The sequence below is a fragment of the Nocardioides bigeumensis genome (assembly GCF_039531755.1).
Taxonomy (GTDB): Bacteria; Actinomycetota; Actinomycetes; order Propionibacteriales; family Nocardioidaceae; genus Nocardioides; species Nocardioides bigeumensis.
In genome coordinates this window covers 124,054-149,777 of record NZ_BAAAQQ010000001.1, presented here as the reverse complement: position 1 = coordinate 149,777, position 25,724 = coordinate 124,054, and the positions used below count along the sequence as shown (strand labels likewise).

The window sequence follows — 25,724 nt, the reverse complement described above, 5'->3', positions numbered from 1 at the left end:
TCCGTCGTCGTCGCCACGAGCGACACCGGCAGCACCGTCACCCGACCGCGTCTCGAGCGCTCGCTCACCAACACCTTCGCCAACCTGTACGTGGACCAGGCGCACATCAAGGGCCGCGACACTCAGCCGCCTCGCTGCACGCCAAGGCCATGTGCGACAAGGCCGGCGCCGAGAACACAGACGTCGGCCCTGGTGGCGACTGGGTGTGCCTGGTGAACTGGACCGACCCTGAGGTCCCCATGCCGAACGAGGGGTACGGCAAGTTCGAGCTCAACGTGCACAGCAACGACTGCTACACCGCGAGCGGGCCCAGCAAGCTCACGGGCTTCGTGACCATGACCGACACCAGTGGGGCGAGGTCACCAACCCGGTGTTCGAGTTCGACGCATGCTTCGACCCCCGCGGCGACACGCGTCCACCGGCATCGTGTTCCCGTCGCTCCTCTCGTTCACCAGCACGACCATCACTCCTAACGGCGATCGCAAAGCCGGCCTCCAGCTGACCTGCGGCACCGGGGACAAGGGCTGCGCAGGCACGATCGTCGTGACGGCAGCACACCGGAAGCTCGGGACGATCCCCATCGACCTGGCGGAGGAGTCCTCTGCAACCCTGCCGCTCCCGTCAGCCGTCCCCGCCGGTGCCACCGAGGTCACCTTCGACGTGCACGTGACGACAGGTGCGGGCCCCACCAGCCTGGTTACCCTCCCAGTGGGGGGCGCGTGAGCAGCCAGGGGCATCTGCCTGGATGTCGGAGTCCTGTGCTTGGCGTCGTCCCCATGAGCCATCGAGGAGGGCACCCATGACCCGGCCAGGAGCCGCCGTCCGCCCTACCGACCGCGCATCCGAGCGCCGGTGCGGTGAAGATTTGGCCACGCCGATGAGACTCGGAACCACCGGAACAACCGCGCCGAGCTGGTGGTGAAGACGAGGTGCGGCAGCCATCCGCCGTTGGAAGGGCTGTCCGCGAAAACGGTGCCGATGCTGCCGAGGAGTCGCTGCGCCGGGTCGGCACCGACTACATCGACCTGTGCTCGGTGCACTACCAGGACGACGAGATCGCCTTCGAGCACGATGTCACGGCCGCCGCGATCGCCTTCGAGCACGATGTCAAGGCGCCGCGATCGCCTTCGAGCACGATGTCAAGGCCGCCGCGATCGCCAGGGCCTGGCTGATGCACCGTCCAACGGTGACAGCACCGTTGGTCTCTGCCACGTCGAGTGGGCAGCTCGACGACCTCTTGGCCGCGACAGCCGTCGCACTGGACACGGGGCAGGTCGTCCGTCTCGACAGTGCGTCCTACCAGCTCGCCTAGTCCGCGGTTCTCCTCGGACCGCAAAACGTCGAAGAGGTGGCGCGCCTCGAGGGCTGCCTCGGAGCCCGCGACTACCAGGCGACATTCGGCCCCAGCCACACTCTGTCTCGGCCGACCTCGACCGAGTTACGGGCGACGCAAAAGCAATCACGACAGCCCTTGACAGGGGATGAATATAGCCGCTTATATAACGCATGTGATCTAGAAGGATGCGCAGCGTCTCGCGGCGGCGAACGGCACCGAACCGTAGTCAACCGTGAGCAGGATCAAGTGACGGTGGGCTCCGCAGTCATTCGATCCGCAGGACCTTTCGGAAGGGGCGCAGGCTCGCTCCGAGGTCGTCGAAACCCCCTGCCAGATCGCCCCGACGACGGGGAACCCATCAACTCTCACAGAGTGGAAGCGACCGCAACTATGCTCATCACAACCTTCAGGAATGGGACCAAGTCCTTTCGTGGGCCGGCTCGCCGGACCAGGCGCGCAAGCGTGAGCGCTCTGTGCGTCGGGGCTCTCGCACTCTGTGCTGCTTGCGGCAGCGGCAGTGCCAGCACCGGCGACGATGACGGTTCCGAGACGGTGAAGTACGCCGTCACGTCCCCGCTGGTGCCGCCGCAGCTTCCCCCCTACGTCGGCCCTCTCGTGACGGGCGAGGACTTCGGTCTGAGCACGGACCGTGACAACCTCCAGGTCCTCAACGACACTCCGTCGGCGCTCCAGCTGCTCCTGTCCGGAAAGATCTCGGCGACGTCGGCGGCGTTCATCGGATTCCTGAAGGCGCGCGAGACGCAGGACCAGCTGCGCACCTTCTGCCCGGTCCAGGGCACCACCAGCGGGCAGATCGTGAGCGTCAACGCGGACGTCACCACGATCGACGACCTCTTCGACTCGTCGGTGCGCGTTCTCGTCGAGAGCCCCGGCGGCCCGAACGACTACTTCATGAGCCTGGCGATGCAGGCGGCCGGTCTGGACAAGACCAGTGAAGACCTGCCCAACACCACGATCGTCGAGGACCAGGAGCAGCGGCTGTCCGCGCTGCTCGCGGGCAACGCCGACGTGGGCGCGGTGTGGGACTACGACGTGCCCAAGCTCCAGGACAAGTTCGGTGCGGACAACGTGACGGTGCTGTCCTCCTTCACCGACTCGCCGACCGTCTACCTCTCCTTCGTCTCCACTGAGAAGTGGCTCGAGGACAACCCCGACACCGCGGCCAAGTTCTGTGCCTCGGTGCTCGAGGCCAACGGCAGGATCTCCGCCGACCTCGACCTCTACAAGCAGACCGTCAGCGAGTACGCCACGGGTGAGCCGACCGACGAGATCGTCGAAGCCGTGTGGAACACCGCGCACGAGACGCCGGCCATGTGGCCGAGCACGGGTGGTCTCGAGCAGGACATCGTCGAGCCCGTGATCGACTACGCCATCGAGAGCGGGCTGATCGCGACGGAGCTGACCTACGATGACGTCATCGCCGAGCAGCCCTACCTGGACGCGCTCGAACTGCTGGACAGCAAGTAGGGCCAGTCCGTCACGACACAGGGCTGGACCGCGCACCGAGGACCAGAAGGGCCAGAACGCATGACCGCAGGCGGACAGACGGGCCAGAGCACTGTCCAACCGGTGGTGCACGGAGGGTCGGCGGCTGGTGGTGAGGCGCAGCGCGAGGACAAGGCGCTCGACTGCGTTGAGCTACGTGGAGTCGGCAAGACGTTCACGCACGGTCGCGAGAGTCGCCAGATCCTCGCCGACGTCAACTTCACCGTCCGGCAAGGTGAGTTCTGCGCGATTGTTGGCGCCAGTGGCTGCGGCAAGTCGTCGATCCTCCGGGTGATCGACGGCTTGCTCGAGCCCGACACCGGCTCGGTCCGGGTGAACGGGCGGGACGTCTCCGGTCCGAGTGCCGACATCGGGATGGTCTTCCAGCAGTTCAACCTGCTGCCCTGGAAGACCGTCCAGGAGAACATCATGTTCGGACTGGACAGCCTGAAGCTTCCCAAGGCGGTCAAGCGCGAACGGTGCCAGCACTGGATGTCGGTCGTGGGCCTGGCCGAGTGGTCCGGGCACTATCCGCACCAGCTTTCCGGCGGCATGCAGCAGCGCGTTAGCCTGGCACGCACGATGGCCAGGGAGCCGTCGGTCGTCTTGATGGACGAGCCCTTCGGGGCGCTGGACGCTCTCACCCGGCGCTTCCTCCAGCAGGAGGTCGTGCGGCTGTGGCAGGAGGGGGAGCGGACCGGGATCCTGGTCACCCACGACATCGAGGAAGGGCTTCTGCTCGCAGACCGAATCTTCGTGATGAGCGCGAACCCTGGCAGGATCGCGGCGACGGTCGAGGTTCCGTTCGAGCACCCGCGGGACGAGGCGCTCCAGGCGACCGCGGAGTTCGCCGAGATGAAGGAGCACATCTGGCACCTGCTGACCGCGGAGATCTCGAAGGCCAGCTCCTACGTGCGGTCGAGGAGCGGGCCTGCATGACGACCAGCGATGCCAGCCAGGTCACGTCGCGGCGGGTGGCGCCTCGGTCGAGCACCAGGTCTCGGGGCCGGGACCCGTCGACCATGGTGTGGGCGCTGCGGATCGCCGTCATCCTCCTGGTCCTTGCCGCCTGGCAGGCCACCGCCGCCTCGGTCGGCGCGGACCTGCTGCCCACCGTCCAGTCCGTGGTCGTCGACGGCATCCCGCCCCTGGTCACGGAGGGATACGCAGTCGAGTTCGGTCACACGTTGGGCCGGATGATGATCGGCTTCGTCATCGCCTGCACCATCGCCTTGCCAGCGGGCGCACTCATGGGGGCATCGAAGGTCTGGAACGACGTCCTCACCCCCTACGCCTACGGGATCTACATGGCGCCCCGCCCGGCGCTGCTGCCCCTGCTGATCCTGACCTTCGGCGTGGGGGCGACGTTCGGCTTCGTCATGGTCCTGCTGTTCGCCGTGTTCTTCCCGCTGATCAACACCGCCAAGGGCGCCTCGGAGGTCGTCAACGGGCCGCTGTACGAGATGGCGAGGTCGCTGCAGATCTCACGGATCAGGGTGCTCCTTTTCGTGCTGATCCCCGGGTCCCTCCCTTACGTGCTCGCTGGAATCCGACTGGGACTCGGCATGGCGTTCAACGGCATCCTGCTCGCCGAGCTGTGGACGGCCTACTCCACTGGCGGTCTCCTCGAGGCGATGGTCTCCTACGGCCAGCTGCCCGAGTACTTCGCGCTGGCCGGGCTCATCGGCCTGACCGCCGTGGCGTCGTACTCGCTGCTCGGCGTCTTTGAGCGGCGGGTCCGGCGGCATCGTGGCATGGCGGTGACTGGTTCGTTCGGGGAGGCGTCGTGAGCGCGATGGGCTCGGTCGCGACGCGGCTCGCCTCAGGACGCCTATGGCGCATCGCCGCGGCGATCGTCGTCTTCTTCATCGCGTGGGAGCTCTACGGCCGCACCGGCCGTGCCCTGGCGGTGCCGCCGTTCACCGAGGTCGCCTCCGAGCTGAGGGCCGTGCTGGCCTCTGGGGAGCTGGTCGGCCCGACCCTGGGCACGGCCGCGGTCGCCCTGCTCGGCTTCCTCATCGCGGGCGTTCTCGGGTCGGTCCTCGGACTCCTGATCGGCCTGTCCTCGACGTTCCGTCAGGTCGTGGGCCCCTGGGTGAATGCCGCCTACGCGACGCCGATGACCATGTTCATCCCGATCATCGGCATGTACTTCGGACTCGGCATGGGCTCGCAGGTGTTCCTGGTCGTCACGTTCTGCATCTTCAGCGTCCTGATGAACACCGCCGAGGGCGTTCAGGCGGTGCCGACCCAGTACTTCGAGCTGGCGAGGACGATCGGCATCTCAAAGCCGGCGGCCGTTCTCCGGATCGTCATCCCGTTCGCGCTCCCGTACGCCTTCGTCGGGTTGCGGATCAGCGTCGCCAGCGCCTTCGCCGGCGCGATCACGGCAGAGCTGCTGCTGGCGACCGATGACCTCGGCCTGATGATGATGACGGCCAGTGGGAACTTCCAGTTCGTGAAGCTCGCCGCGTTGACGTTCTACGTGGCGCTCCTCGGGTTCGTCGCTGTCGGCCTGGTCTACGCCCTCGAGCGGTGGGTTGCCGGCCGGCTGCGGCCCAGCAGCTGACCCACCCGCTCGAGCGTGGCCGATCTTCGTCGCCGCGAACCACGGCGCGACCCGTGGTCAGCGGTCGATCGCGGCGAAGCGGGCGATGGTCAGGGCCATCACGTACCCCATGGCGACCAGGCACCAGCCCACCGCGTAGCCATCGGCCCGGTCGACGAGGAGACCGAAACTCAAGGGCCCGACCGCGAACCCGAGGTACTGCGCTAGCGCCTGGTAGCCAGAGGCTGCGGCCACCTGCTCGGGACGCACGATGGTGATCAGCGCGTGGATGATCACCACGTTGGCCGCGATGGCGCCGGCGGCGTGCACGACGACACCGGTCCACAGGACGACCGGATTCCCGGTCGCGTTCGCGAGCCCGAAGATTCCGGCAGCGAGCAACGACGTGCCGGCCAGGATTCGCAAGGACGACGACGCGGGGCGGGCGCCGTCCGACGCACGCCCCCAACCGATCCGGCTCGCGATCCCGAGCAGGCCGATCAGCGTCATGGTGGACCCGGCGACCGCGGAGGTCAGCCCGATCCGATCGGTCGCGAACAGGGGGAGGTACACGTTGGAGGCCTGCACCGCGATGGCGACGAAGAACGAGTACGCGAAGAGCCACCAGGCCGCGCGCGGGAGTCCGCGCGGACCTACGCTGACCACGGTGGGCGGACCATGGGTACGCCGTAGTCCGAGTGTCAGCACCAACCCCAGCAGGCAAATCGGCACCGTGGCCAGCGCGGCCGCGCGCCACGACACCAGCAGTGCCGCGAGCGCCACGATCCCCGCGCACAGCTGTCCCATCTGTACGCCGGCCTGCTTGACCCCCATCAGCGAGCCTCGCCTCCGGACCGGCGTCGTCGACATCAGCAGGTTCGTGACGGGGTTCGACATCGACTGCACCACGCCCGACAGGAACGCGGCACTGCACAACCACCACCACGATCGGGCGCCGCCGATCAACGCTAAGGCGATCGCGGCGAGGCCGAAGAGGATCAACAGCACCGTGGTGGGGTGCAGCCACCTGAGAACCGGACCGGCCATCAGGCACAGCGGGGCGGCCGCCAGGTAGGCGACCGTGGCGAGGATGCCCAGCTGCACACGCTGCACGCTCAGGTCCACCACGAGCTCGGGTGCCAGCGAGCTCAGGGTGAAGATGACGAGTGGTCCCACACCCATCGCCAGGGTGAGGACGACACCGAGCCGAAGCTGACCGGCGCCCTGGTGCGCACCGGCGTTCACACGATCGAGAACTCCTCGTTGGCAGCCCGGAACGCGCCGACCGCGGCCTCGAGGTCCGCCCGGCTGTGGTCGGCGGAGATCTGGACGCGGATCCGGGCCTCACCTCGCGGCACCACCGGGTAGGAGAACGCGACGACCAGGACCCCGGCCTGTCGGATCCGAGTGGCGAGCTGCGCCGCTCGCTCTTCCTCGCCGACCATGACCGCGACGATCGCGTGGTCGCCCGACAGGACCTTGAACCCCGCGGAGGCGATCGCCTCCCGGAACCACACGACGTTCTCGTGCAGCCGTCGGACCAGCTCCGGGCTGTGGGTGAGAACGTCGATGGCCGCTCGAGCGCTGCCGACCACTGCGGGGGCGAGTGCGTTGGAGAACAGGTACGGGCGGGCGGTCTGCCGCAGCAGGTCGACGACGGTCCGGGAGCCGACGACGTAGCCGCCGGAGGCACCGCCCAGGGCCTTGCCGAAGGTTCCGGTCTGGATCGCCACCCGGGGCTGGGCGCCGTACAGGTCGACCGTGCCGAACCCCTTCGCGCCCACGACCCCCACTCCGTGGGAGTCGTCCACCACGACCACCGCCCCGAACTCCTCGGCGACATCGAGTATCTGGGGGAGCGGCGCGAGGTGGCCCTCCATGCTGAAGACCCCGTCGGTGACCACGAAGAGCTGATGCGCTTCGTCGCGGGCCTGTCCAAGACGGTGGCGCAGGTCCGCCACGTCACCGTGCCGGTAGACCGAGCGACGAGCCCGGGAGAGTCGGATGCCGTCGATGATACTGGCGTGGTTCAGCTCGTCGCTGATGATGACGTCGTGCTCGGTCGCGATCCCGGCGAAGAGGCCGGTGTTGGCGTCGAAGCATGAACCGAAGAGGATGGCGTCGTCGTAGCCCAGCAGCCCGGCCACGTCCTGCTCCAAGGCCCGGTGCTCGTCCTGCGTGCCGCAGATGAACCGCACGGAGGCCAGGCCGACACCGCGCTCCTGCAATCCGCGCCGTGCGCCTTCGACGACGGCCGGGTGGGAGGCCAGGCCGAGGTAGTTGTTGGCGCAGAAGTTGCGCATCGGCCCGGCGACCGTGGTCACGGTCGACGACTGCGGACCCTCCATAATGATCTCGTGCTTGTAGGTGCCGGCGGCACGCAGCTGGTGCAGCCGCTCGTTGATGCTGGCATCGAAGCGTTCGGCACTCGACGTCATTGCTGTCCTCGTCCTGTCAGGGTCTTATGACGGCGCTGAGCTCGATCTCGACCGGGGCGTCGAACGGCAGGGAGGTGATCCCCACCGAGGCCCGCACGTGTCCGGCGCCCGCGTCCCCGAACAGGTCGCCCAGCAGGTCCGAGGCCCCGTTCGTCACCAGGTGGTGCTGGCCGAAGTCTGGCGTCGCCACGACGTAGCCGCGCAGCCGCACGATCCGCACGATCCTCTCGAGTCCGCCGATGGTGTCGGCCAGCGACGACAAGGCGTTCACCGTCGCGATCTCGGCGGCCCGGACCGCGGCGGCGAGATCGATGCCATCGCCCAGCCGGCCCGTGACTGCGACCACGTCGCCGGTGAAGGGCAGGTGGCCGGCGGTCTCGGCTACGTCGCCGTGGACGAACGCCGCCACGTAGTGCCCTGGCGGAACTGGTGCGGCCGGCCAGGTGAGACCTCGCCCCTCGAGCCGCCGCAGCACCTCGGCCGGGTCGATCACAGGACCCACCGTCCACCGACCGGACCCGCGCCAGGGAGCGGGAAGTTCATGGCGACGTACCACGGGAACGACTGGTGGGACCAGGCGTAAAGGGCGTTTCCGTAGCGCAGCAGCTGCTCCAGCACCTCCTGGATCGATGCCGCGTCGTCCTGGTTGGACAAGACCTCGTGGAACTCCTGCGCAAAGCTCGAGAGCTCGATCCACCCGTGGTACCCCAGGGTGAAGTGGTACTTGGTGCCCACCACGTCGTACGCCGTGCGAGCCGTCGCGACGCCGTCTCGCAGGAGCGCGGCGTAGATCGGGTAGAGCGTGTTGATGACGAAGTCGCGGACCAGGCCGTGGGCGGCGTCCCACACCGAGAAGTACTGTCCGAAGCTGCCGGCGTCGGGCACCTGGCCGGTCCTCAGCCGCGCCACGTCCTGGGGCTCGTCTAGCTGGATGGCGTCGGCGGCGTCGGACATCCGCTGAGCGACCTCGCTCTGCAATGGCGCGGGGGAGGGCGGCGCGTCTGGGCCGTCGGGCGCGGAGAAGTGCACGCTCAGCGGCTGCTTGAGCCAGAACAGGTTGTCCCACACCCGGCGTCCTACCTCGGGCAGCATTGGCAGGTCGTCCTCGTGCACCTGACCGAGCACCGCTTGCTTGGCCGGCTCCAGCCCCGGTCCGTACTGGATGGAGATCTTGCTCCCCGTGCCCTGGGACAACCGGATCCTCCCGATCGGCGCGTCGACGATGGACTCCATCGCCGGCGTGGGCGCCTTGCTGAGGTAAGGCAGCCACATCGTGACCGAGCTCCCGGACACCACCGGGTGCGACTGCACGACCCCAAACGGCATCGCCGAGCTGAACTCTGCGACCAGCTCCGGGCTCTCGGACTCGGCAAGGGTGGCCCGGACGCTGCGGTCGAGCTCCGGCCAGGTGATGGTGATGTCGGCTCCCACGACTCCTCGCCTCAGGCCGGCTCGAGCCCGAGCAGCACGCGCGGTGTCTGCCGGGTCATCGTCACGATGTCGTCCTCGGGGATGCCGACCGCCTTGGCGGCGTTGAGGAAGGAGCGCAGCGCCTCGGTGGGCGAGGAGTTGTGGATCTGACCGCAGTCGCTGGAGATCACGACCTGGCTCGCACCCACCTTCTCCACCAGGCTGGCGACGTCCTCGAGCATCATCCCGCCGCCGTCGTTGCGCAGCAGGTAGTGCTCTAGCGGGAAGGACACCGAGGCCGAGACCTCCAGGAAGGCGCCCTGGGCGGCCATCTCGAGCAGGAAGTCCTCCGACTTGTCCAGGAAGTAGACGTGGGTGAGGAGGCAGCGCACGCCCTGAACGGCACACTCGGCCACGAGGGCGCGCACATCGGCCGGGCCCAAGTGGCCGGTCGCGATGGTCACGTCGGCCTTCGCCGCCTGCTCGATGATCGAGCGCATCTCGGCGCGCAGGCTGCCGTCGGCGGCCAGGCAGCTGATCCCCGGAGAGGCGAGCTCTGGTGCGAGGGTCATGTGGCCGACGCCATACGTGCCCTTTCCGAAGTGGTCGACGTGGTGCGCCGCGTGCATCGTCGGTCCCCAGATCATGCGGGCGCCCTGCTGGAGCGCCGCACCCGCGGCCCGGGGGTTGAACCCGCCGACGAACTCGTTGAGCACCAGGCCGCCGTACAGGTCGATCCCGTCGACGACCTTGCTCGCGTAGTAGGCGCGGGTCACGGTCGACTCGTGGTGCGCCTTCAGCAGGAGTCCGGCCATGCCGACGTTACGGGCTGCCTCCGCCATCGTGATCGCGTCCCCCACGCGTGCGAACAGCTCGGGCGCTGCGTGCACGTGCAGGTCGATGACGCCTTCCAGGGTCAGCACGGCGCTCCCTCGATCCACTGACCGGCTCTGGCAACCGCAGGACGTCTCTCCGACACAGATTCCTCCGCAGGACTCGCGTAGTGGGGCCGGCGCGCTGGTCACACGACCGTGCGCCAGACCCTAAGGGGGTGGTTTAGATAGGTCAAGTTATGAATCTGTCGCGCTGAGTTGCTGGCCTCAACACAGGCCGCGTCGTGCCGCTCGGCGCCGTTGACCACGCCGATGCATAATGCCTAGTATGCATATCGCGTGCCGGTCGGCACGGCCGAACGTCTTGAGAACTCCTGGAGGAACCCGTGTCGGAGAAGCACGCGGAAGTGGGCGGCGCAGGACTCGTGGGGCTGTCGACGGCGTTGCTGCTCAGGAGGGCGGGGTGGTCCGTCACGGTGCACGAGGAGGCCGACGCCGTCCGGGAGATCGGTGCCGGCATATCGCTCCATCAGGGTGCGTGCTCGGTGTTCGAGCACCTCGGGCTCATGGACCGCATCCTCGCTGCGGGCGTCGACCTCGACGCCTCGCAAGCGCTCTCCCACACAGGCGAGGTGCTGGCTGACCGTGCGCTGGCCGGCGCGTACCGACAGCTCGCCATTCGGCGCCAGGTGCTGATCAAGATGCTGGCCGACGAGGCCGACGCACAAGGGGTCGAGGTCCTCACGAACTCGCGGGTCACCGGGGCGACAGCCGACGGCGTCCTGCTGCTCGCCGGGGGGAAGTCGCGCAACGCAGACCTGGTGGTCGGCGCCGACGGGTTCCACTCCGCGGTTCGGGAGTCCGTGGGGCTGACGGACAAGAAGGTCCAGCGCAGCAATGGCGCGACGCGACTGCTGATCGACTACGACAAGGCATCGGGCCGCACGGTTCTGGAGGAGTGGTGGGGGCCGGCAACCCGGATGGGCATCATCCCCATCGGTGGCGGGCAGACCTACGTGTACATGAGCTCCCGCGAGTCCGATCGCCGTGCCACCCAGGTGCCGATCGACCCGGACTACTGGGGCGGGCTCTTCCCGGCCGTCGACAAGGAGATCTTCCAGCTGCTGTCGCAGGTCCAGGATGCGCGTCACGACCGCTACCCCTACGTCAAGCCCAAGGCGTGGTCCAAGGGCCGGGTGGCGATCGTCGGTGATGCCCTCAATGCCGTTCCGCCGTCGCTCGGCCTGGGCGCGACGCTCGGACTGCGCAATGCCCGGCTCATGGTCGATGCCCTCGGGGTGCACGACAGCGTTCCCGACGCGCTGCGCGCCTGGGAGGCCACCGCGCGTCCGGACACCGAGTGGATCCAGCGGTGGTCGCTGTTCCGTGAGCGGCTCTCGCACAACCTGCCGGCGCCACTGGCCCGGGTGCGATCGAAGCTGCTCCAGCGCTCCAACGGCTTCCGCGGCTGGGGCAATCGCGGACGAAACTTCGACGAGCAGCTCATCACCGGCGCGAGGCGGTAGGTCGCCGGCAACCAGCTCTTGAGCACGAAGGCATGGGCCTGTGCAGCCAAGGCGGCTCCACCTTCCGCGGGCCCTGATATAAAGGAATGTGGTTGTGAAGCGGTCTCGCGAGGAGATTGCCGACAGCATTCGTGAGTTCATGATCGCGATGCTGCACGCGGCGCCGCAAGAGGGTCTGAGCCTCTCAGCCGCTGCGGTGCTGGGCGTCCTGTACGAGGTGGGACCACAGCGGATCACAACTCTGGCGGCGAGCAACGCCGTCACGCAGCCGGCGATGACCGCCCTGGTCAACCGGCTCGAGTCGACCGGTCTCGTCCTGCGCGTCGTGGACCCAGTCGACTCCCGCGCCCGGCTGGTGACCATCACCGAGAAGGGCATCCGCACCCTGCTCGAGCGTCGTGGCCGCCAGAACGCCGCGATCGCGGTCACCATCGACGCTTTGGACGCTGCCCAGGCCGCACTGCTCCTCCAGCTCGTGCCGACGCTGCGCGAGATGAGCGGACGGATGAAGTCCTAGTCGCCGGTCAGTCTCGGAGTCGGCGAGGCTCGTCGGCCTTGGACCAATGCATAACTCACGCTATGCTAATCGGGATGGGCCGGATGCACAGGGGTGGACGGCTCGTGGGCACATTACCGATTTCTTCGCGATGGAGTGGTGGCGCTGATGCCGGTCGTTGATGTTGGTTCGGTCCAGGAGGCCGTCGGGGCGCTCAGCGCCGATCGTGACGGACGTCGACTGATCGGCGGCGGCACCGGCCTGATGCTGATGGCCCGGTCCGGTTTCTTCGTACCGGAGACGCTCGTGAGCTTGAGGAGAGCGGACGACACCGAACTGCTCGATATCCGGCTCACTGGCGACGTCCTGAGGATCGGTGCCCTGTGCACCCTGCGAGACCTTGAGCTCGACCCGGCCGTGCGTCGCCACCTGCCGACCCTCGCGGGCGTCCTCCGCCGGATCTCGAGCGTGCGGACGCGCAACGTCGCGACCATCGCGGGGTGCCTGGCTCACGGGGACCCGAAGATGGACCTGCCGACGTACCTCATGGCCCTGGGGGCCGAGCTCGTGGTGGCGTCCACTGCCGGCCGCAGGAGGATCGCGTTGCGCGACTTCTTCGTCGGCTACTACGAGACCGTGCTCGACTCGACCGACGTGATCGTCGCGGTCGAGGTTCCGACGGTCCAGCCCGGACAGTTCACCGAGTACCGCAAGTTCACGGGGACCCTGGTCGAGGACTGGCCACTGGTATCGCTGTGCCTGAACGTCGACGAGGTCGACGGTGCCATCGACCGGGCCGCGGTCACCGTGGGCGCGCTCGGCTCGAAGATCAAGCGACTCCCACAGCTCGAGGAGTGGCTCCTGGGCCAGGAGCGACCCGAGATCACCACCGAGCGCAACCTCGAGGAGCTCCGCGAGGTCGCCCACTCCGAGGTCGAGGCGAAGGACGACAACCTCGCCTCGGGGGACTACAAACGAAAGGTCTTCCAGGTGGAGCTTGTCCGAGCGGTCCGCAAGTGGGCCGTCACCCCGCCGAGAGCGGGCTTTCGATGACCGCGCAGCAGCTGCGCCGGGACTGGACGTCCCACGCGTGGGAACGAGCGATCGGTAACATCCGCTACACCGACGACGACGTGCCGCGGGGCATGACGTACGCCGCCCTGGTGCGGGCCAGGATCGCGCACGGCCAGATCACGAGCGTGGAGCGCGAGCTGGCCCGCGACGTCCCTGGTGTCCTGGGTGTCTTCACCTTCGAGGACCTCATGACCGTCGCCCGCGACGGCTACCACGGCACCGGGTATCGGGACCAGCCCATGATCAGCGACGGCGTCGTGCGTCACTTCGGTGAGCCGGTAGCCGTGGTCGTGGCGACCGACCAGCGGATCGCCGAGTACGCCGCCGGCCTCGTCGACGTCGACTACGCGCCGCTCCCGGTGGTGCTGGGCGATCGTGAGGCCCTGGCGAACCCCGAGGCGCTGCACCGCGACGTCGTGCCGTCGGCGGACTTCGTCGACCTCAAGGGGCTCAAGCCGCTGGCGGAGAACCCCAACATCTACGTCCGGTCGATCCTGCGCACCGGCGACTTCGACGCTGTGGCGAAGAGCGCTGCGCACGTCTTCGAGCACAGCTTCTCCACGGCGTCCGCGTCTGCGGCTCCCCTCGAGACGGTGTCGTCGTACGCGATCCCGAACCGCGACGGCAGCGTCGAGATGCTCACGCAGACGCAGATGCCGTCGTACGTCCGGGTACAGCTCGCGCGGATGTTCGGCATGAGCGAGTCGCGCATCCGAGTCCGGCACGCTCCGCTCGGTGGCGGGTTCGGCTTCAAGATCTATGCGCGCACCGAGCCGATCGTGATGGCCTGCGCCTTGCTCGTCGGTTGCCCCGTCGGCATCAAGTTCTCGATGGAGGAGCAGTTCTACCTGCCCCACCGGCGAGGAACGACGACCACCATCTCCTCGGCGGTCGACGAGGACGGGAAGATCCTCGCGCGTCGTTGCTTCATCATCTGGAACGGCGGCGCGTACGCCGACGTCGGGCCGCGCATGGTCAAGAAGGGCGGCAACGTCGCGGCGGGGCCGTACGAGATCCCCGTGGTCGACATCGAGAGCGTCGGCGTCTACAGCAACCGGGTCCCGGGCGGCGCCATCCGGGGCTTCGGCATCCCGCAGATCGTGTGGGCCTACGAGACGCACGGGGACATCATCGCCGACTCGCTGGGGCTGGACCCCATCACGTTCCGGCGCCGCAACCTGATGAGGCGCAACGCGGTGCACCACACCGGGACCCCGCTGGGCCCCTGCGACCCGAGCATGGTCTTCGAACGGATGGTCGAGGAGCTGCAATCGCGACCGCTGGTCGTGCCGGAGGACCCCGAGCTCAAGGCCGGACGCGGGCTGGCCATCGCGCTCAAGGCGGTGATGGGCCCGACCACGTCCACGGTCAAGATCACGCTGAATCCCGACGCGAGTGCCACGGTCCACTGCGGCACGGTCGAGATGGGGCAGGGGTCGACCATCGCGATCGAGCAGATGGTCGCCGACGAGCTGAACCTCTCCCTCGAGGAGGTGAAGGTGGTCTCGGGTGACACCGACTCGGTGCCCTGGGACATGGGGACGGCCGGCTCCCGCTCGACGAACCACATGCACAAGGCCATCGGGCAGGCCGCGGATGACCTCCGCACCCAGCTGCGTTCGCTCTCCGCCGCGATGGACACCGAGTCCCAGATCCCCGACGACGTCGATCCGTTCAAGGTCACGGGCGGCGTCATCGAGTACCTGCGTGCCGGGTTCGGTCCGATGGGCGCGACCCTGACAGGCGTGGGCGCGTTCACCCCCGACTACATCCCGCCCGACATCAACGGCCAGTCCGAGCGGATCACGGAGTTCTGGATGTGCGCGGCCACGGCGGTCGACGTGGTCGTCGACTCTCTGACGGGCGTGGTTCGCATCGACCAGATGCTGACGATCTCCGACGTGGGCAAGGCGATCAACCCCGAGTCGGTTCGGACCCAGCTCTCCGGCGCCTCGATCATGATGGCCAGCATCTCGCTCTCCGAGGAGATCAGGTACGACGACGACGGCCAGCTGCTGAACCCCGGACTGGCGCTGTACCGGATCTTCGGGTTCGAGGACAGCCCGAAGACCGTGTATGCCGACATGGTGCGAGACGAGGGCGACGAGGTGCCCCGGGGCGTTGGCGAGTCGGGAACCTTCGGTGTCGCGCCCGCGATCGCCTCGGCGATCCACGACGCCGTCGGCGTGTGGATGACCGATCTGCCGATCAAGCCGGAGAACGTGCTGAAAGCGATCGAGGAGGCGACAGGTGATTGACGGCCGCCAGGAGATGGTCCGCTTCGAGCTGAACGGGGTCCCTGTCGAGATCGGCGTGGTCATGGACGAACCGCTGTCCCAGGTGCTGCGGCGGCTCGGCGAGGCCACGGTGCGTGAGAGCTGCGCGGTGGGTCTCTGCGGCTGCTGCACCGCGCTGGTTGACGGCAAGTCGGTCTCGACCTGCCTGTACTGGGCCGTGATGGCCGATGGGACCCACGTCGAGACGCTCGACGGCCTCGGTTCCGACCAGCGTGTAGCTGCCCTGCAGGGTTCGATCGCCGAACGGGGTGCCGCGCAGTGTGGCTACTGCACTCCCGGAATGGTGCTGACCGCGCTCGAGCTGTTCGACGCGGGCCCGCAGTCCACGCAGGAGATCGCCGCGCACATGAACGGCAATCTCTGTCGCTGCGCCTGCTACCCGGAGATGACGTGCGCCATCAAGGACGCGCTTATGACGGCCGGCGACGGATCTGCCACGTGAGCCGGGCGCCTCACGTCAACCCAACGTCATTCGAGGAGTGGAATGCAACTAAAGCATAGGTTCGCGGTGCCGGCGAAGATCGACGAGACGTGGGCCGCCTTGAACGATCTCGAGCGGGTGGCGTTGTGCTTCCCGGGAGCGTCGATGGACTCGGTCGAGGGCGACACCTTCGCCGGGACGGTTCGTCTCAAGGTCGGGCCCATCGTCATGAGGTACGTCGGCTCGGGCGCCTTCGCGTCCCGCGACGCCGAGAACTACCGAGCCTCGGTGGTCGCGAAGGGACGCGACCGCAGCGGCAACGGCACGGCCAACGTGAACGTCGCCATGTCGCTTGCGCCGCAGCCCGACGGCACCGAGGTCGAGGTCGTCACCGACCTCGCCATCAGCGGACGTGCAGCCCAGTTCGGCAGCAGCGTCATCACAGAGGTGTCCGACCGCCTGCTGCTCGAGTTCGTCGACCGCCTCTCCGAGCAGCTGGGTGGTCACTCCGGGTCGAATGCCGGCTCGGGCGGCGTCGCGGGCGCCGACGCCACCCAGGGCCCCGAGCCCGGAACTGGTAGCGCTGGTAGGGCACAGTCAGTCGAGACGCTTGATTTCGGGAAGCTCTTGGGGCCTGCGCTGGCCAAGCGCTTCGCCCCGCCGGCAGCCGTGGTGCTCCTGCTCATCGGCGTCTTCCTCTGGACCCGGCGCCGCCCTGCCGCCTGACGGTGTGGGTCGTGTCGCACCCATCACCGACCCGCCGCGCCACCCACAACTGGAGAGCCGCTCCAACGCGCAATGGCGGCTGACGCTGCAGAGCGCCGAGGCGCAAGCGTGCAGCTCAGCCGCCGTTTTGGCGACTTTCGAGCGGGAGCCTTGCGGAAATCTCGGCCGGGGACTGCAGCGGCCGCGGCTTGAGGGGTCAAGTAGCGCGTATCACGTGGAGTGGCGGTTGGCTATCGGGAGCCGCGAAGTCTTGGTCGGTGACGGTAAGGTCAGTCGCTTCTCTTGGGCCCCTCCAGTCCAGACAGACGACGGTCGCGTCGTCGGTGAGGCTCGTGTCGCCAGGATGGTCGATCAGCGCGTCGATGATTGCTCTCACCACGCGCGTCGGTGGTTGGGCGGCGGTTCTGTCGAGAATCACACTCAGCTGTTCGTGCGGTTGAGATCCGCTGTGTCTTGACAGAGCTTTGGTGACTCCGTCCGACATGAGCAGTAGGCGGTCGTTGGTGACTAGGCCGAACGACCGGGTCCCGTACTCGCTGCCCTCGAAATTCCTGGAGGGATCTGTTCGGTGAGCTCGACCGACTGTTGGGTGCCATTCCGCAGCGACATGAGATCCGGTGAGCCGGCTTTGACGACGGTTGCCCGGCCGGTGGCGATGTCGACGCTCATGAGCAGGGTAGCGACGGAGTGGGCGCCGCGGTGGTGGGCGTAGATGGCTTGATCGGTCAGGCACGCCTGGTCGACGATTCCCAATCCGGCGCGACGAGCGTTGCGAGCTGCTGTGACTGCAAGTGTGGTGAGCGGTGGCGTGGTCCGTGCGTGATTTGCTGCGTCGGTGATGCTGACCAACAGATGGTCCTCGTTCTCGGACCAGTCGAAGTTGTCAGCGTAGACGGCTAGGCGGGTTCGAGGTGGCCGGCGATCTGATATTCCGGAGCGATGCGCCCGCGAGCAGGCAGAAGTTGCCACTGCAGTTCGGCTGCGAGGGTCATGCGTTCTGATCGAGCAGCGCGGTGGAGGAGGTCTGTCTGGTTGCTGGTCGCGTTGAGCGCGTAGCCGACCAGGGTGGCCAGATCGGTGAGCTGATCGAGCTGATCTTCGGCCAGCGGGCCTGACGTGGTGAGTTGCAGTACGCCGATGCGGTTACCGCCGACGCTCATAGGCAGGTACACCTGCGTCCCGGCGGACGTGCCGTCGAGGACTACGGGTTCCTGTGTCGTGACGCGTCGCCGGCGGCAGAGTCGTCGAGCGTGTCGGGGTGACCACCGCCGCTCAAGCGTCGTAGCGCGGAGAGCTGGTAGTTGACCAACAGCACGCGCACGTCCCTTGCGTCGAAGTGTTCGGCGAGCATTCCCTGCAGGACGTTGACGATGCTGTCGAAGCGTGCCTCGTCCAGGGCGCGCAACATGCTGCGGTGGGGCCCGTTGTCCGACATGGACGCAACCTACTCGACGTTCCGCCCAGCTCTCGTTTCGAGACGCGATGCCGTCTCAACCCGTACGTCCATGGTGTGGCGGTCCGGGTCTGGCGGCGTTTCTGAACGGCTCTGAAGCTTGGCGAGCGACCCGCCGACGCGGGTGCCTGTCGCCAAGGAGCTGTCAGATCGTTGGCGTCAGGCGACGTCGTCTACGAGTTCGGACTGGATCTCCTCGAGCGTTCGGCCGCTGGTCTCGGGAACTCGGAGGCTGAAGAAGACGATCGACGCGACGGTGATGGCGGAGTAAAAAAAGAAGACGCCCTGGCGGGTGAACGCGCCGCTGAGGGTGAGGAAGGTCTGAGCCACCAGGAAGTTCGCTCCCAGTTGACGATGGTGCACACCGACATGGCCTTGCTGCGCAGCCCCACGGGGAAGATCTCAGAGATCATCACTGACTGACTGACCCATGCCTTTTGCAAGGGTCCTGACCCCAGGCACTCCATTTAGTTCGGCCTAGAGAAGCGTGCACTCTCTAGATCGTCCTGTTGACGGAGAGGGGCCCGAAGAGGGCACCCCCGGTCTTGTGATGTTCGGCTTCTCGATGGTCCGCTTCTGCTGAGACCACGTCAGCGAGCAACTGCGGATCCGCGAAGGCTTGTTGTGCACGCGTCTGAGGAAGAACGGCCAGCAACGTCCGGACTCGTTCCCTGACCCCGTCGCTGCCATGGTCGGCCACCGTGCCCAGGTCTGAGCCGACACCGACGGCCGCAGCGCCAGCGTCGAGCCATGCCCCAACTGCAGAGGCATCGAGTCCGCCCGAGGGAAACAGTCGGAGACTCGGCATGAGCGGCGCGAGATCCTGGATGAGGCGAGGTGACGACTGCCAAGCAGGAAAGAGCTTGGCTAGCGTGGCGCCGGCGGAGGTCGCGGCCTGCAGCTCGTGCGGTGTGAAGGCTCCAGGGATACCGAGGACGCCGCTCTCGCGAGCCGCGGGCATGAACTCCTCCGGATGGAAGTAGGAGACGACGAACGCCGCTCCCGCCTGTGCCGCCGCCCCGACAGTCGCCGCGTCACGGACGGTGCCGAGGCCGACGACCAGCCCCTCACGGCGCAGCGTTTCCACACCAGTCAGCACGTCGGGCACCGAGGTCGTCAGCTCCACAGCAGCAAGCCCCTCGGAAGCCAGGACCCGGGCCGTCGCCAACGCGTCTGCCAAGGTCGACGACCGCAGGACGGGTATCACCCGTTGGGCGGCGAACGCCGACAAGACGTCGACGTGGTTCATCGTGTGCTGCCGGGTGCAGAGTCAAGCCTGCGGTCGAGCACCACCCGTTTGCTGATGTCCAGGTGTCGACGAAGGTTCTCCACCGCCGCCTCACTGTCGCCGGTTCGGATGACGTCGAGCAGCTCTCGGTGCAGCCGCGCCACGCTCGTGACGTCCTCGTCAGGAGCGCACCGCATGAACGACAGAGAGGTCTCCCCTTCCAGCTGGTCGTGCGCCCTGCTCAGCCGGGGACTTCCGAGGCAGGCGACCGTCTCGCGATGGAACGCCCAGTCGGCTGTGATCACCTCGCTCCACTCCGATGCCGGTGTGAGTCGCTCCATCCGGACCACGCACCGCTCAAGACGCGCCCAGGTAACGGGCTCCAGCGCCACGTGGGCGACCGCCTCCGACTCCAGGACGAAGCGCATCCAGTAGAGGTCCTCGATGTCGACGGGCTGCAGGTCACGCACCCACACGCCGCGGTGCGGCCGCTGCTCGCAAAGGCCCAGCCGGCTGAGCTCCGAGAACGCTAGCCGGATCGACTGGCGGCTCACGCCGTACCGTTCGGCGATGTCAACCTCGGTGAGCCGAGTTCCGACAGGCAGGGTCCCTAGGAGGATCATCTCCTTGAGCTGGGAGACCAGGGCCTCGCTCGTCGACACCCTGCCGATGTTCGCCTGGGACGCCGTCATCGCACCGGTTCCTCTCGGGTGAGGCGAGGGTCGTCCTGCGTGGCGAGAGCTTCGACCGCTTCGGCACCGAGGACCTCGGCGTACACACGCACCTCCCGCAGTCCGCCCGCGAAGGTCGCCCTGGTCCCGGTGCCGATCAACAGGTCGGTGCGTGCCTCGGCCGCACTCCAGTGCACGGCCGGATCCACGCGACGCTCGGACACGAGTCTCCCGTCGACGTACAGGGAAGTCACCCTCCCACCCTGAGTCGCGGTGACGTGGTGCCAGCCCGGACCCAGGGAGCGATCGTGGGTGACCACACTGCCGGTAGCCATGCGGTGGACCCGGCCGGAGGGCAGAGTGCCGCAGAAGAGATCACCATCGTAGACAGCAAGGCCGGCGGCTCGGCGGTACAACGCGTCGGGCGCCACGTCGAGAGTGCCGACCAAGTCCCACCGATCCGAACCAGCGTGCCTGTAGACCTGTGCGTGGGGCAGCGTCCCGCCGTAGAGGACACCGTTGTAGGTGATCAGCCCCATCACCTCGGTCTCGTCGCCGAGCCGGCCGAGGTGGTCCCAGGAGCCATCGCCGGCGTAGCGGTAGACCAGTCCATTGGGCCAGGTCGAGGCGTGCAGCCGGTCGCCGGCGACCGCGAGCGAGTAGACCTGCGTGGTGTCTCGCTGAAAGCCCAGGGAGCTCCACGTGCCGGGGCCCGTCATCGCGAACACCCCGCCGCCGAATCCGTCCTGCGGCGGGATCACCTCGCCGCGAGCGGTCTTGGCGATGGCCTCGTCGACGCTGGGGTGGTCGTTGCCGGCGCCGAGCAGGTGGCCGTCATACATTCCCAGCGCGAGCAGCCGTCGCCCCGGGTCGCCGCAGCTCTCCCAGCCGTCACCGGTGTACCGGAAGACCCCGCGCTGGTAGAGCGCGCAGGCATAGAGCTCGCCCCCGTGGACGGCGAAGCCGCTGATCGAGTCGACGTCGGGCAGCCGACCTGCGGGTACCCAGGCATCGCCGTCCAGCCGGTAGATCTCGCCGCCGGGGGCGTCGTTGGCCGACTCGACGAGGCCCGAGCCGCCCGCGCGGTAGCGGCTGGTCGCGGCGAAGAGTGACCCGTCGTACGACGCCAGCGCCGTCACTGAGTTGGCGGGGCCGACTGCACCGAGATCGTCCCAGCGGTCATCGGCGTAACGGTGGACGTGGCCGCGGTCGTCGGCGCCGAGCGAACCTGCGTAGAGGGCGCCGTCGTGGACGGCCAGCGCCCACACCCCCACGCCGTCCCCGACACGGCCGCAGTCGGCCCAGCGCGGCGCGGACCCCCAGTCGACGCCGAACTCGAGGTTGGCGACGTTGTGCTGGCTGCAGGTCGACACTCCGTCCTGCAGCCCGAGCTCGAACCCTTGACGGGTCTCGGGGTCGAACCCGGACACGATCGTCCCGAGCACGTCGTACGCGCGGTCGGGCACCCGAATCCATGCGGACACGGTCAGCTCGCCTGCCAAACCGGCGAGTGCGGACCTGGGCACGCGGATCCGCCCACCGCGCTCGAAGACGGCGCACGAGCCGACGGCGGGGTCGGAGACGAACCCCACGCCGGACGGCACGGACGGCAGCCCCCGCGGAGACGCGTCGAGGGCGTCCACCGAGAGCGGCCAATGGCCGAGCAGGCGGGAGGACCGGGTCATGGGCATCACTTCCTGACGGGTGGGTCGGAGCGGAGGGGGGCGAGCTCGTCGACGGCCATCACCGTGACCTCGGCCGCGTGGTGACAGGCCGCCGAGGACGGCTCGTGCGCTGCAGGCTGGACGACCGCGGGAGGCGCGATCTGCTCACAGTCGTCAGGACGGTCCAGCGCGAGGTAGGCCCAGCAGCGCGTGCGGAACGGACAGCCGGTCGCCGGTTCGGCCGACGACGCCTCGGATCGCAGCACGATCCGCTCGCTCCGGGACAGGTCGGGGTTCCCGCGCGGCACCGCGGCGAGCAGCGCCGCGGTGTAGGGGTGGCTCGGGCGCTCGAAGACCTCGTCGACCGAGCCGATCTCCATCAGCCGGCCACGGTGCATCACGGCCACCTCGTGGGCGAGCGCCTGCACGACCGCGAGGTCGTGGGACACGAAGAGGTAGGCCACGCCGAGCTCGGACTGCAGCCGCGCGAGCAGCTGCATGATCTGGGCCTGGATCGACACATCGAGGCTGCTGACTGGCTCGTCGCAGACGACCAGCTCCGGACTGGTGGCGAGCGCACGGGCGATCCCGACCCGCTGGCGCTGGCCGCCGCTCAGCTCGTGGGGGTACTTCGACCAGTGGTGGCTGTCGAGGCCGACCTGGGCCAGCAGCTGAGCGCGTCGCGCAGCGACGGCTTCGCCGCGCAGGCCGCAGGCTCGTAGCACTTCGTCGAGGACCTGGGTGACCGTGCGTCTCGGGTTCAGGCTCCCGGTCGGGTCCTGGAAGATCAGCTGCATGTGCCGGCGGATCCGGCGCAGCTCGCGTCCCTCGAGGTTGCTGATGTCACGGCCGAGAAGCGATATCGATCCCCGGGTCGGCTTCTGGATGCGGACGATCGAAAGCCCGGTGGTGCTCTTCCCCGACCCCGACTCCCCGACGAGCGCCAGGGTGCGTCCGCGCTGGATGCTGAAGCTGACGCCCTCGACGGCCTGGTTCCAGCCCGTGCGCCGCAGTAGCGGCCCGCTTCGCCGCGGGAACCACACGGCCAGATCGGAGACCGAGACGACCGGAGGCTCCTGCTCCTGGCTCGTCGGCACCTCCGCGGTCACGAAGCGCTCCCTTGGCTGACGGAGGAGACCGGGTTCCAGCAGGCGGCGCCGATCCGCTCCAGCTCCGGTCCGGGGTCGTCGGTCGCGCAGCGCTCGACGACACGCGCGCAGCGAGCACGGAAGGCGCAGCCGACCACGGGACGCCCGAGATCGGGCGGGCCACCGAGGATGGGCGTCGGCAGTCGGCGGGCTGTGCCGATCCGGGGCGCGCACTCGAGCAGAGCGGCGGTGTAAGGGTGCCGAGGCCGGCTGAGCAGGTCACGAACGTCGCGCAGCTCGACGATCTGCCCGGCGTACATCACAGCGACCCGGTCGGCGAAGTCACCCACCACGCCCAGGTCGTGCGAGACGAAGACGAGGGCGGTACCAGTGTCGCGCTGGAGTCCTCGCAACAAGTCGAGGATCTCCGCCTGGACGGTCACGTCGAGTGCGGTGGTCGCCTCGTCGGCCAGGATCAGGTCGGGGGTGCACGCGACGGCGATCGCGATCATCACGCGCTGCCGCTGGCCGCCGCTGAGCTGGTGGGGGTAGTCGCCGACACGCTGCTGCGCGTCGGCGATCCCGACCCGTCCCAGGAGCTCGGCGGCGGCGCGCGCCGCCTCGGCCCGGCCCAGACCCGCATGAAGCCGCAGCGGCTCGGCGATCTGGTCACCGATGGTCATCGAGGGGTTCAGGCTCGACGTCGGGTCCTGGAAAATCATGCCGACCTTGGCCCCGCGGATTTTGGTCAGGTCGCGCACCGAGGGCGAGGTCAGGTCGACGCCGGCGACACGGATGCGGGTGGCGACGATCTCGGCCGTCGTCGGCAGCAAGCGGGTCACGGCCAACGCGGTGGTGCTCTTGCCACAGCCGCTCTCGCCGACGATGCCGAGCACCTCTCCGCGCTGGACCTTGAGCGACACCCCGCGCACCGCGCGTACGTCGCGGCGACGGGAACGGAAGGTCACGTGAAGTTCCTCGATCTCCAGGACCGGAGTCTGCTCGTCGGTGGTGGGGCGGGACGGGGCCGCCACGTTCGCGCTCACAGGCCGGCCGTCCCGCCCTGCCGCGGCGACAGCACGTCGCGCAGCGCGTCGCCGACCACGTTGACCGCCATGACCAGGAGCGCGAGCAGCACCGCCGGTGGCATCCAGATCCACGGGCTGTTGCGCAGGATGACCGGGTCCTTGGCCTCGGTGACCATCACGCCGAGGCTCGGCGTTGGCGGGCGCACACCAAGGCCGAGGAAGCCGAGTGCTGCCTCGAGCAGGATCGCGGTGCCGATCCCGAGTGACGCCACGACGATGAGCGGTGCGGCCAGGTTCGGCAGGACGTGCCCGCGCATGATCCGGTTCTTGGTCAGCCCGGACACGCGGGCGGCGATGATGAAGTCGGACTCCCGCAGCGACATCGTCGCCGCGCGGGTGATGCGGGCAGTCGGCGGCCAGCCCAGGAGGCCGATGACGAGGATGACCGTGAGCACGCCCGGCTTGAGGAAGGCGATGAAGACCGTCACGAGCAGCAGCAGTGGAATGCTCAGCAGGGCGTCGACCGTCCGGGACACGATCATGTCGACCACGCCGCCGAGGTAGCCCGCGAGGCTGCCGAGCAGCGTGCCGATCACGAGGTAGATCGCGACCGCGCTGAAGCCGACGATGAGTGACGTCCGCGCGCCGAGGATGCAGCGGGCGAAGGTGTCGCGCCCCGACTGGTCGGTGCCCAGCAGGTGGTCCCAGCTCGGCCCCTCGTCGAGTCGGGACAGGTTGGTCTTGTACGGCTCCAGAGGCAGTACCAGCGGTCCGATGAACGCGAGCAACGCCATCAGGACCAAGAACGCCGCCGCCGCCAGGGCGAACCGGTTGGCGGCGATGTCGCGCAGCAGGTCGCCAGCGCGCCGGGCGGTGGGCGCTTCGGACAGGGTTGCAGCGCCGGCCTCGATCTCCTGGGTCATGACACCCGCAGCCTCGGGTCGACGAACACGTACAGGATGTCCGCGGCGAGGTTCACGAGGATCACGACCACCGCCACCATCACGATGATCGCCATCATCACGGCGGGGTCGGCGCTTTGCGCCGACGAGACGACCAGGCGGCCCATGCCGGGCCAGGCGAAGACCTGCTCGGTGATGACCGCCCCCGCCACGAGGTCGGGGATGAGCAGCGCGATGAGGGTGATCAGCGGCAGCGAAGCGTTGCGCAGACCGTGGCGCATCATGATCGCGCGACCGCTCAGCCCTTTGGCCCGCGCGGTCCGCACGTAGTCGGAGGCGAGCACCTCGAGCATCCCGGACCGGGCGAACCGAGCGAGGGGGGCGGCGTTCGCCAGCCCGAGGACAAGTGAGGGCAGGATCGCGTGCCGGAAGGTCTGGGACGTGCTGGGGGGCTCTCCTGCCACTCCCATGCCACCCGCAGGTAGGACGTCGAGACGTATCGCGAAGACGTAGATAAGCACCAGGCCGACGATGAAGGTGGGTGTGCTGATCATCGCGACCGCCGCCCCGGTCAGGGTGCGGTCGAGGAACCCGTTGGGTCTGCGCGCCGCGAGGATGCCGAAGGGGACCCCGACGGCGACGGCGATGGCGATCGCGGCCACGAGCAGGATCAGGGTCGGCTCGACCCGGTCGCCGATCTCCTCCAGCGCCGGTCGACCGGAGACGATGGAGTAGCCGACGTCGCCTTGGACCAGGTCGGTGAGCCAGTGCCAGTACTGGACGGGGAAGGGCTCGTCCAGGCCGAGCGCCTCGCGCGCCTCGGTGCGTTGCTCGGGGGTCATGCGGACCAGCGCCTCCCTGTCGAGTCGTGCCGTGAGGGGGTCACCCGGCGCGAGGGAGAGAAGGGCGAAACCGATGAACGTGATGATGAACAGCGACGGGACCGCTTGCCCGAGCCTCCGGATGATCAGGGTCGCCACAGGTTGGCCTCCGTCGCCTGCGCCGTCGGCTCCGTTGCCAGCGGACTCATCACGGGTCTGCTCCTCGTCGTGGACAGGGTGGCGGTCCCGGCCTGGTCG

At 68.3% G+C, this 25,724-nt stretch carries 28 protein-coding genes and 1 pseudogene; 12 read left to right on the top strand and 17 right to left on the bottom strand.

Going from position 1 to position 25,724, the window contains the following annotated elements; genetic code table 11:
• The first annotated feature begins 387 nt into the window (after positions 1–387).
• Positions 388–723 carry a hypothetical protein gene (locus ABD295_RS00760; RefSeq protein WP_344301579.1) on the top strand — a complete coding sequence of 112 codons (336 nt, stop codon included), beginning with the start codon at positions 388–390 and terminating at the stop codon, positions 721–723.
• 104 nt (positions 724–827) lie between these two features.
• Here the strand turns inward: ABD295_RS00760 and ABD295_RS00755 are convergent, their stop codons facing one another.
• Positions 828–1,103, bottom strand: a complete 276-nt coding sequence (locus tag ABD295_RS00755; protein WP_344301713.1) for a hypothetical protein — start codon at positions 1,101–1,103, stop codon at positions 828–830.
• Here ABD295_RS00755 and ABD295_RS00750 point away from each other — a divergent pair.
• The 5 genes from ABD295_RS00750 to ABD295_RS00730 all read left to right on the top strand — a co-directional run bounded on the left by ABD295_RS00750 (position 1,028) and on the right by ABD295_RS00730 (position 5,411).
• Positions 1,028–1,312, top strand: coding sequence for an aldo/keto reductase (locus ABD295_RS00750; protein WP_344301578.1), 285 nt, complete (start codon positions 1,028–1,030; stop codon positions 1,310–1,312). The genes ABD295_RS00755 and ABD295_RS00750 overlap by 76 nt on opposite strands.
• A 486-nt stretch (positions 1,313–1,798) precedes the next feature.
• Positions 1,799–2,824 carry an ABC transporter substrate-binding protein gene (locus ABD295_RS00745; protein ID WP_344301577.1) on the top strand — a complete coding sequence of 342 codons (1,026 nt, stop codon included), beginning with the start codon at positions 1,799–1,801 and terminating at the stop codon, positions 2,822–2,824.
• Between the two features lie 60 nt (positions 2,825–2,884).
• A complete protein-coding gene (locus ABD295_RS00740; protein WP_344301576.1) occupies positions 2,885–3,781 on the top strand; it encodes an ABC transporter ATP-binding protein in 897 nt (298 codons plus the stop codon).
• Positions 3,778–4,632, top strand: coding sequence for an ABC transporter permease (locus ABD295_RS00735; protein ID WP_344301575.1), 855 nt, complete (start codon positions 3,778–3,780; stop codon positions 4,630–4,632). The genes ABD295_RS00740 and ABD295_RS00735 overlap by 4 nt, the downstream gene beginning before the upstream one ends.
• Before the next feature lie 5 nt (positions 4,633–4,637).
• Positions 4,638–5,411 (top strand): ABC transporter permease, encoded by a 774-nt coding sequence (locus ABD295_RS00730; RefSeq protein ID WP_344301706.1) that lies wholly within the window; start codon positions 4,638–4,640, stop codon positions 5,409–5,411.
• A 57-nt stretch (positions 5,412–5,468) separates the two neighbouring features.
• Here the strand turns inward: ABD295_RS00730 and ABD295_RS00725 are convergent, their stop codons facing one another.
• The 5 genes from ABD295_RS00725 to ABD295_RS00705 are packed head-to-tail and all read right to left on the bottom strand — an operon-like array spanning position 5,469 to position 10,161.
• A complete protein-coding gene (locus ABD295_RS00725) occupies positions 5,469–6,635 on the bottom strand; it encodes an MFS transporter (protein WP_344301574.1) in 1,167 nt (388 codons plus the stop codon).
• Positions 6,632–7,828 carry a glycine C-acetyltransferase gene (locus tag ABD295_RS00720; RefSeq protein ID WP_344301573.1) on the bottom strand — a complete coding sequence of 399 codons (1,197 nt, stop codon included), beginning with the start codon at positions 7,826–7,828 and terminating at the stop codon, positions 6,632–6,634. The genes ABD295_RS00725 and ABD295_RS00720 overlap by 4 nt, the downstream gene beginning before the upstream one ends.
• A 16-nt stretch (positions 7,829–7,844) precedes the next feature.
• A complete protein-coding gene (locus ABD295_RS00715) occupies positions 7,845–8,321 on the bottom strand; it encodes a RidA family protein (RefSeq protein ID WP_344301572.1) in 477 nt (158 codons plus the stop codon).
• Positions 8,318–9,259 (bottom strand): cucumopine synthase-related protein, encoded by a 942-nt coding sequence (locus ABD295_RS00710; RefSeq protein WP_344301571.1) that lies wholly within the window; start codon positions 9,257–9,259, stop codon positions 8,318–8,320. The genes ABD295_RS00715 and ABD295_RS00710 overlap by 4 nt, the downstream gene beginning before the upstream one ends.
• An 11-nt stretch (positions 9,260–9,270) precedes the next feature.
• Positions 9,271–10,161 carry a DUF6282 family protein gene (locus ABD295_RS00705; RefSeq protein WP_344301570.1) on the bottom strand — a complete coding sequence of 297 codons (891 nt, stop codon included), beginning with the start codon at positions 10,159–10,161 and terminating at the stop codon, positions 9,271–9,273.
• A 296-nt stretch (positions 10,162–10,457) separates the two neighbouring features.
• On the opposite strand from ABD295_RS00705, the gene ABD295_RS00700 reads away from it, so the two are divergent.
• The 6 genes from ABD295_RS00700 to ABD295_RS00675 all read left to right on the top strand — a co-directional run bounded on the left by ABD295_RS00700 (position 10,458) and on the right by ABD295_RS00675 (position 16,611).
• Positions 10,458–11,597: an FAD-dependent oxidoreductase gene (locus tag ABD295_RS00700; protein ID WP_344301569.1), complete on the top strand. Its 1,140-nt coding sequence runs from the start codon at positions 10,458–10,460 to the stop codon at positions 11,595–11,597.
• A gap of 94 nt (positions 11,598–11,691) precedes the next feature.
• The gene (locus tag ABD295_RS00695; RefSeq protein ID WP_344301568.1) at positions 11,692–12,114 is read left to right on the top strand and encodes a MarR family winged helix-turn-helix transcriptional regulator; all 423 of its coding nucleotides are present in this window, start codon (positions 11,692–11,694) and stop codon (positions 12,112–12,114) included.
• Positions 12,115–12,261: 147 nt separating this feature from the next.
• Positions 12,262–13,146 carry an FAD binding domain-containing protein gene (locus tag ABD295_RS00690; RefSeq protein WP_344301566.1) on the top strand — a complete coding sequence of 295 codons (885 nt, stop codon included), beginning with the start codon at positions 12,262–12,264 and terminating at the stop codon, positions 13,144–13,146.
• Positions 13,143–15,425 carry a xanthine dehydrogenase family protein molybdopterin-binding subunit gene (locus ABD295_RS00685; RefSeq protein WP_344301564.1) on the top strand — a complete coding sequence of 761 codons (2,283 nt, stop codon included), beginning with the start codon at positions 13,143–13,145 and terminating at the stop codon, positions 15,423–15,425. Before ABD295_RS00690 ends, ABD295_RS00685 begins: the two co-directional genes overlap by 4 nt.
• Positions 15,418–15,906 carry a (2Fe-2S)-binding protein gene (locus tag ABD295_RS00680; RefSeq protein WP_344301562.1) on the top strand — a complete coding sequence of 163 codons (489 nt, stop codon included), beginning with the start codon at positions 15,418–15,420 and terminating at the stop codon, positions 15,904–15,906. The genes ABD295_RS00685 and ABD295_RS00680 overlap by 8 nt, the downstream gene beginning before the upstream one ends.
• A 66-nt stretch (positions 15,907–15,972) precedes the next feature.
• Positions 15,973–16,611: an SRPBCC family protein gene (locus ABD295_RS00675; protein WP_344301560.1), complete on the top strand. Its 639-nt coding sequence runs from the start codon at positions 15,973–15,975 to the stop codon at positions 16,609–16,611.
• A gap of 196 nt (positions 16,612–16,807) precedes the next feature.
• On the opposite strand, the pseudogene ABD295_RS21120 reads toward ABD295_RS00675, so the two are convergent.
• The 11 genes and pseudogenes from ABD295_RS21120 to ABD295_RS00620 form a co-directional block, all read right to left on the bottom strand.
• Positions 16,808–17,580 (bottom strand): annotated as a pseudogene (locus ABD295_RS21120) (PP2C family protein-serine/threonine phosphatase).
• Positions 17,508–17,771 carry a hypothetical protein gene (locus ABD295_RS00665; protein ID WP_344301558.1) on the bottom strand — a complete coding sequence of 88 codons (264 nt, stop codon included), beginning with the start codon at positions 17,769–17,771 and terminating at the stop codon, positions 17,508–17,510. The pseudogene ABD295_RS21120 and the gene ABD295_RS00665 overlap by 73 nt, the downstream one beginning before the upstream one ends.
• Positions 17,772–17,812: 41 nt before the next feature.
• The gene (locus ABD295_RS00660; RefSeq protein ID WP_344301557.1) at positions 17,813–18,046 is read right to left on the bottom strand and encodes a hypothetical protein; all 234 of its coding nucleotides are present in this window, start codon (positions 18,044–18,046) and stop codon (positions 17,813–17,815) included.
• Positions 18,047–18,223: 177 nt separating this feature from the next.
• A complete protein-coding gene (locus ABD295_RS00655) occupies positions 18,224–18,427 on the bottom strand; it encodes an MFS transporter (protein ID WP_344301556.1) in 204 nt (67 codons plus the stop codon).
• Positions 18,428–18,560: 133 nt separating this feature from the next.
• Positions 18,561–19,313, bottom strand: coding sequence for a bifunctional 4-hydroxy-2-oxoglutarate aldolase/2-dehydro-3-deoxy-phosphogluconate aldolase (locus ABD295_RS00650; RefSeq protein ID WP_344301555.1), 753 nt, complete (start codon positions 19,311–19,313; stop codon positions 18,561–18,563).
• Positions 19,310–19,984, bottom strand: a complete 675-nt coding sequence (locus ABD295_RS00645; protein ID WP_344301553.1) for a GntR family transcriptional regulator — start codon at positions 19,982–19,984, stop codon at positions 19,310–19,312. The genes ABD295_RS00650 and ABD295_RS00645 overlap by 4 nt, the downstream gene beginning before the upstream one ends.
• The gene (locus tag ABD295_RS00640) at positions 19,981–21,648 is read right to left on the bottom strand and encodes a LamG-like jellyroll fold domain-containing protein (protein WP_344301552.1); all 1,668 of its coding nucleotides are present in this window, start codon (positions 21,646–21,648) and stop codon (positions 19,981–19,983) included. Before ABD295_RS00640 ends, ABD295_RS00645 begins: the two co-directional genes overlap by 4 nt.
• Positions 21,649–21,653: 5 nt before the next feature.
• Positions 21,654–22,736, bottom strand: a complete 1,083-nt coding sequence (locus tag ABD295_RS00635; protein WP_344301550.1) for an ABC transporter ATP-binding protein — start codon at positions 22,734–22,736, stop codon at positions 21,654–21,656.
• Positions 22,733–23,683 (bottom strand): ABC transporter ATP-binding protein, encoded by a 951-nt coding sequence (locus tag ABD295_RS00630; protein ID WP_344301549.1) that lies wholly within the window; start codon positions 23,681–23,683, stop codon positions 22,733–22,735. The genes ABD295_RS00635 and ABD295_RS00630 overlap by 4 nt, the downstream gene beginning before the upstream one ends.
• Before the next feature lie 74 nt (positions 23,684–23,757).
• A complete protein-coding gene (locus ABD295_RS00625; protein ID WP_344301548.1) occupies positions 23,758–24,666 on the bottom strand; it encodes an ABC transporter permease in 909 nt (302 codons plus the stop codon).
• A complete protein-coding gene (locus ABD295_RS00620; protein ID WP_344301547.1) occupies positions 24,663–25,625 on the bottom strand; it encodes an ABC transporter permease in 963 nt (320 codons plus the stop codon). Before ABD295_RS00620 ends, ABD295_RS00625 begins: the two co-directional genes overlap by 4 nt.
• Positions 25,626–25,724: the final 99 nt, after the last annotated feature.

Bases quoted from the DNA above. Each gene is read 5' to 3' on its own strand.
- ABD295_RS00645 (WP_344301553.1), bottom strand. From the start codon at position 19,984: ATGACGGCGTCCCAGGCGAACATCGGCAGGGTGTCGACGAGCGAGGCC.
- ABD295_RS00720 (WP_344301573.1), bottom strand. From the start codon at position 7,828: ATGACGTCGAGTGCCGAACGCTTCGATGCCAGCATCAACGAGCGGCTG.
- ABD295_RS00760 (WP_344301579.1), top strand. From the start codon at position 388: ATGCTTCGACCCCCGCGGCGACACGCGTCCACCGGCATCGTGTTCCCG.
- ABD295_RS00685 (WP_344301564.1), top strand. From the start codon at position 13,143: ATGACCGCGCAGCAGCTGCGCCGGGACTGGACGTCCCACGCGTGGGAA.
- ABD295_RS00660 (WP_344301557.1), bottom strand. From the start codon at position 18,046: ATGTCGGACAACGGGCCCCACCGCAGCATGTTGCGCGCCCTGGACGAG.
- ABD295_RS00740 (WP_344301576.1), top strand. From the start codon at position 2,885: ATGACCGCAGGCGGACAGACGGGCCAGAGCACTGTCCAACCGGTGGTG.
- ABD295_RS00690 (WP_344301566.1), top strand. From the start codon at position 12,262: ATGCCGGTCGTTGATGTTGGTTCGGTCCAGGAGGCCGTCGGGGCGCTC.
- ABD295_RS00650 (WP_344301555.1), bottom strand. From the start codon at position 19,313: ATGAACCACGTCGACGTCTTGTCGGCGTTCGCCGCCCAACGGGTGATA.
- ABD295_RS00640 (WP_344301552.1), bottom strand. From the start codon at position 21,648: ATGACCCGGTCCTCCCGCCTGCTCGGCCATTGGCCGCTCTCGGTGGAC.
- ABD295_RS00730 (WP_344301706.1), top strand. From the start codon at position 4,638: ATGGGCTCGGTCGCGACGCGGCTCGCCTCAGGACGCCTATGGCGCATC.
- ABD295_RS00735 (WP_344301575.1), top strand. From the start codon at position 3,778: ATGACGACCAGCGATGCCAGCCAGGTCACGTCGCGGCGGGTGGCGCCT.
- ABD295_RS00625 (WP_344301548.1), bottom strand. From the start codon at position 24,666: ATGACCCAGGAGATCGAGGCCGGCGCTGCAACCCTGTCCGAAGCGCCC.
- ABD295_RS00665 (WP_344301558.1), bottom strand. From the start codon at position 17,771: ATGAGCGTCGGCGGTAACCGCATCGGCGTACTGCAACTCACCACGTCA.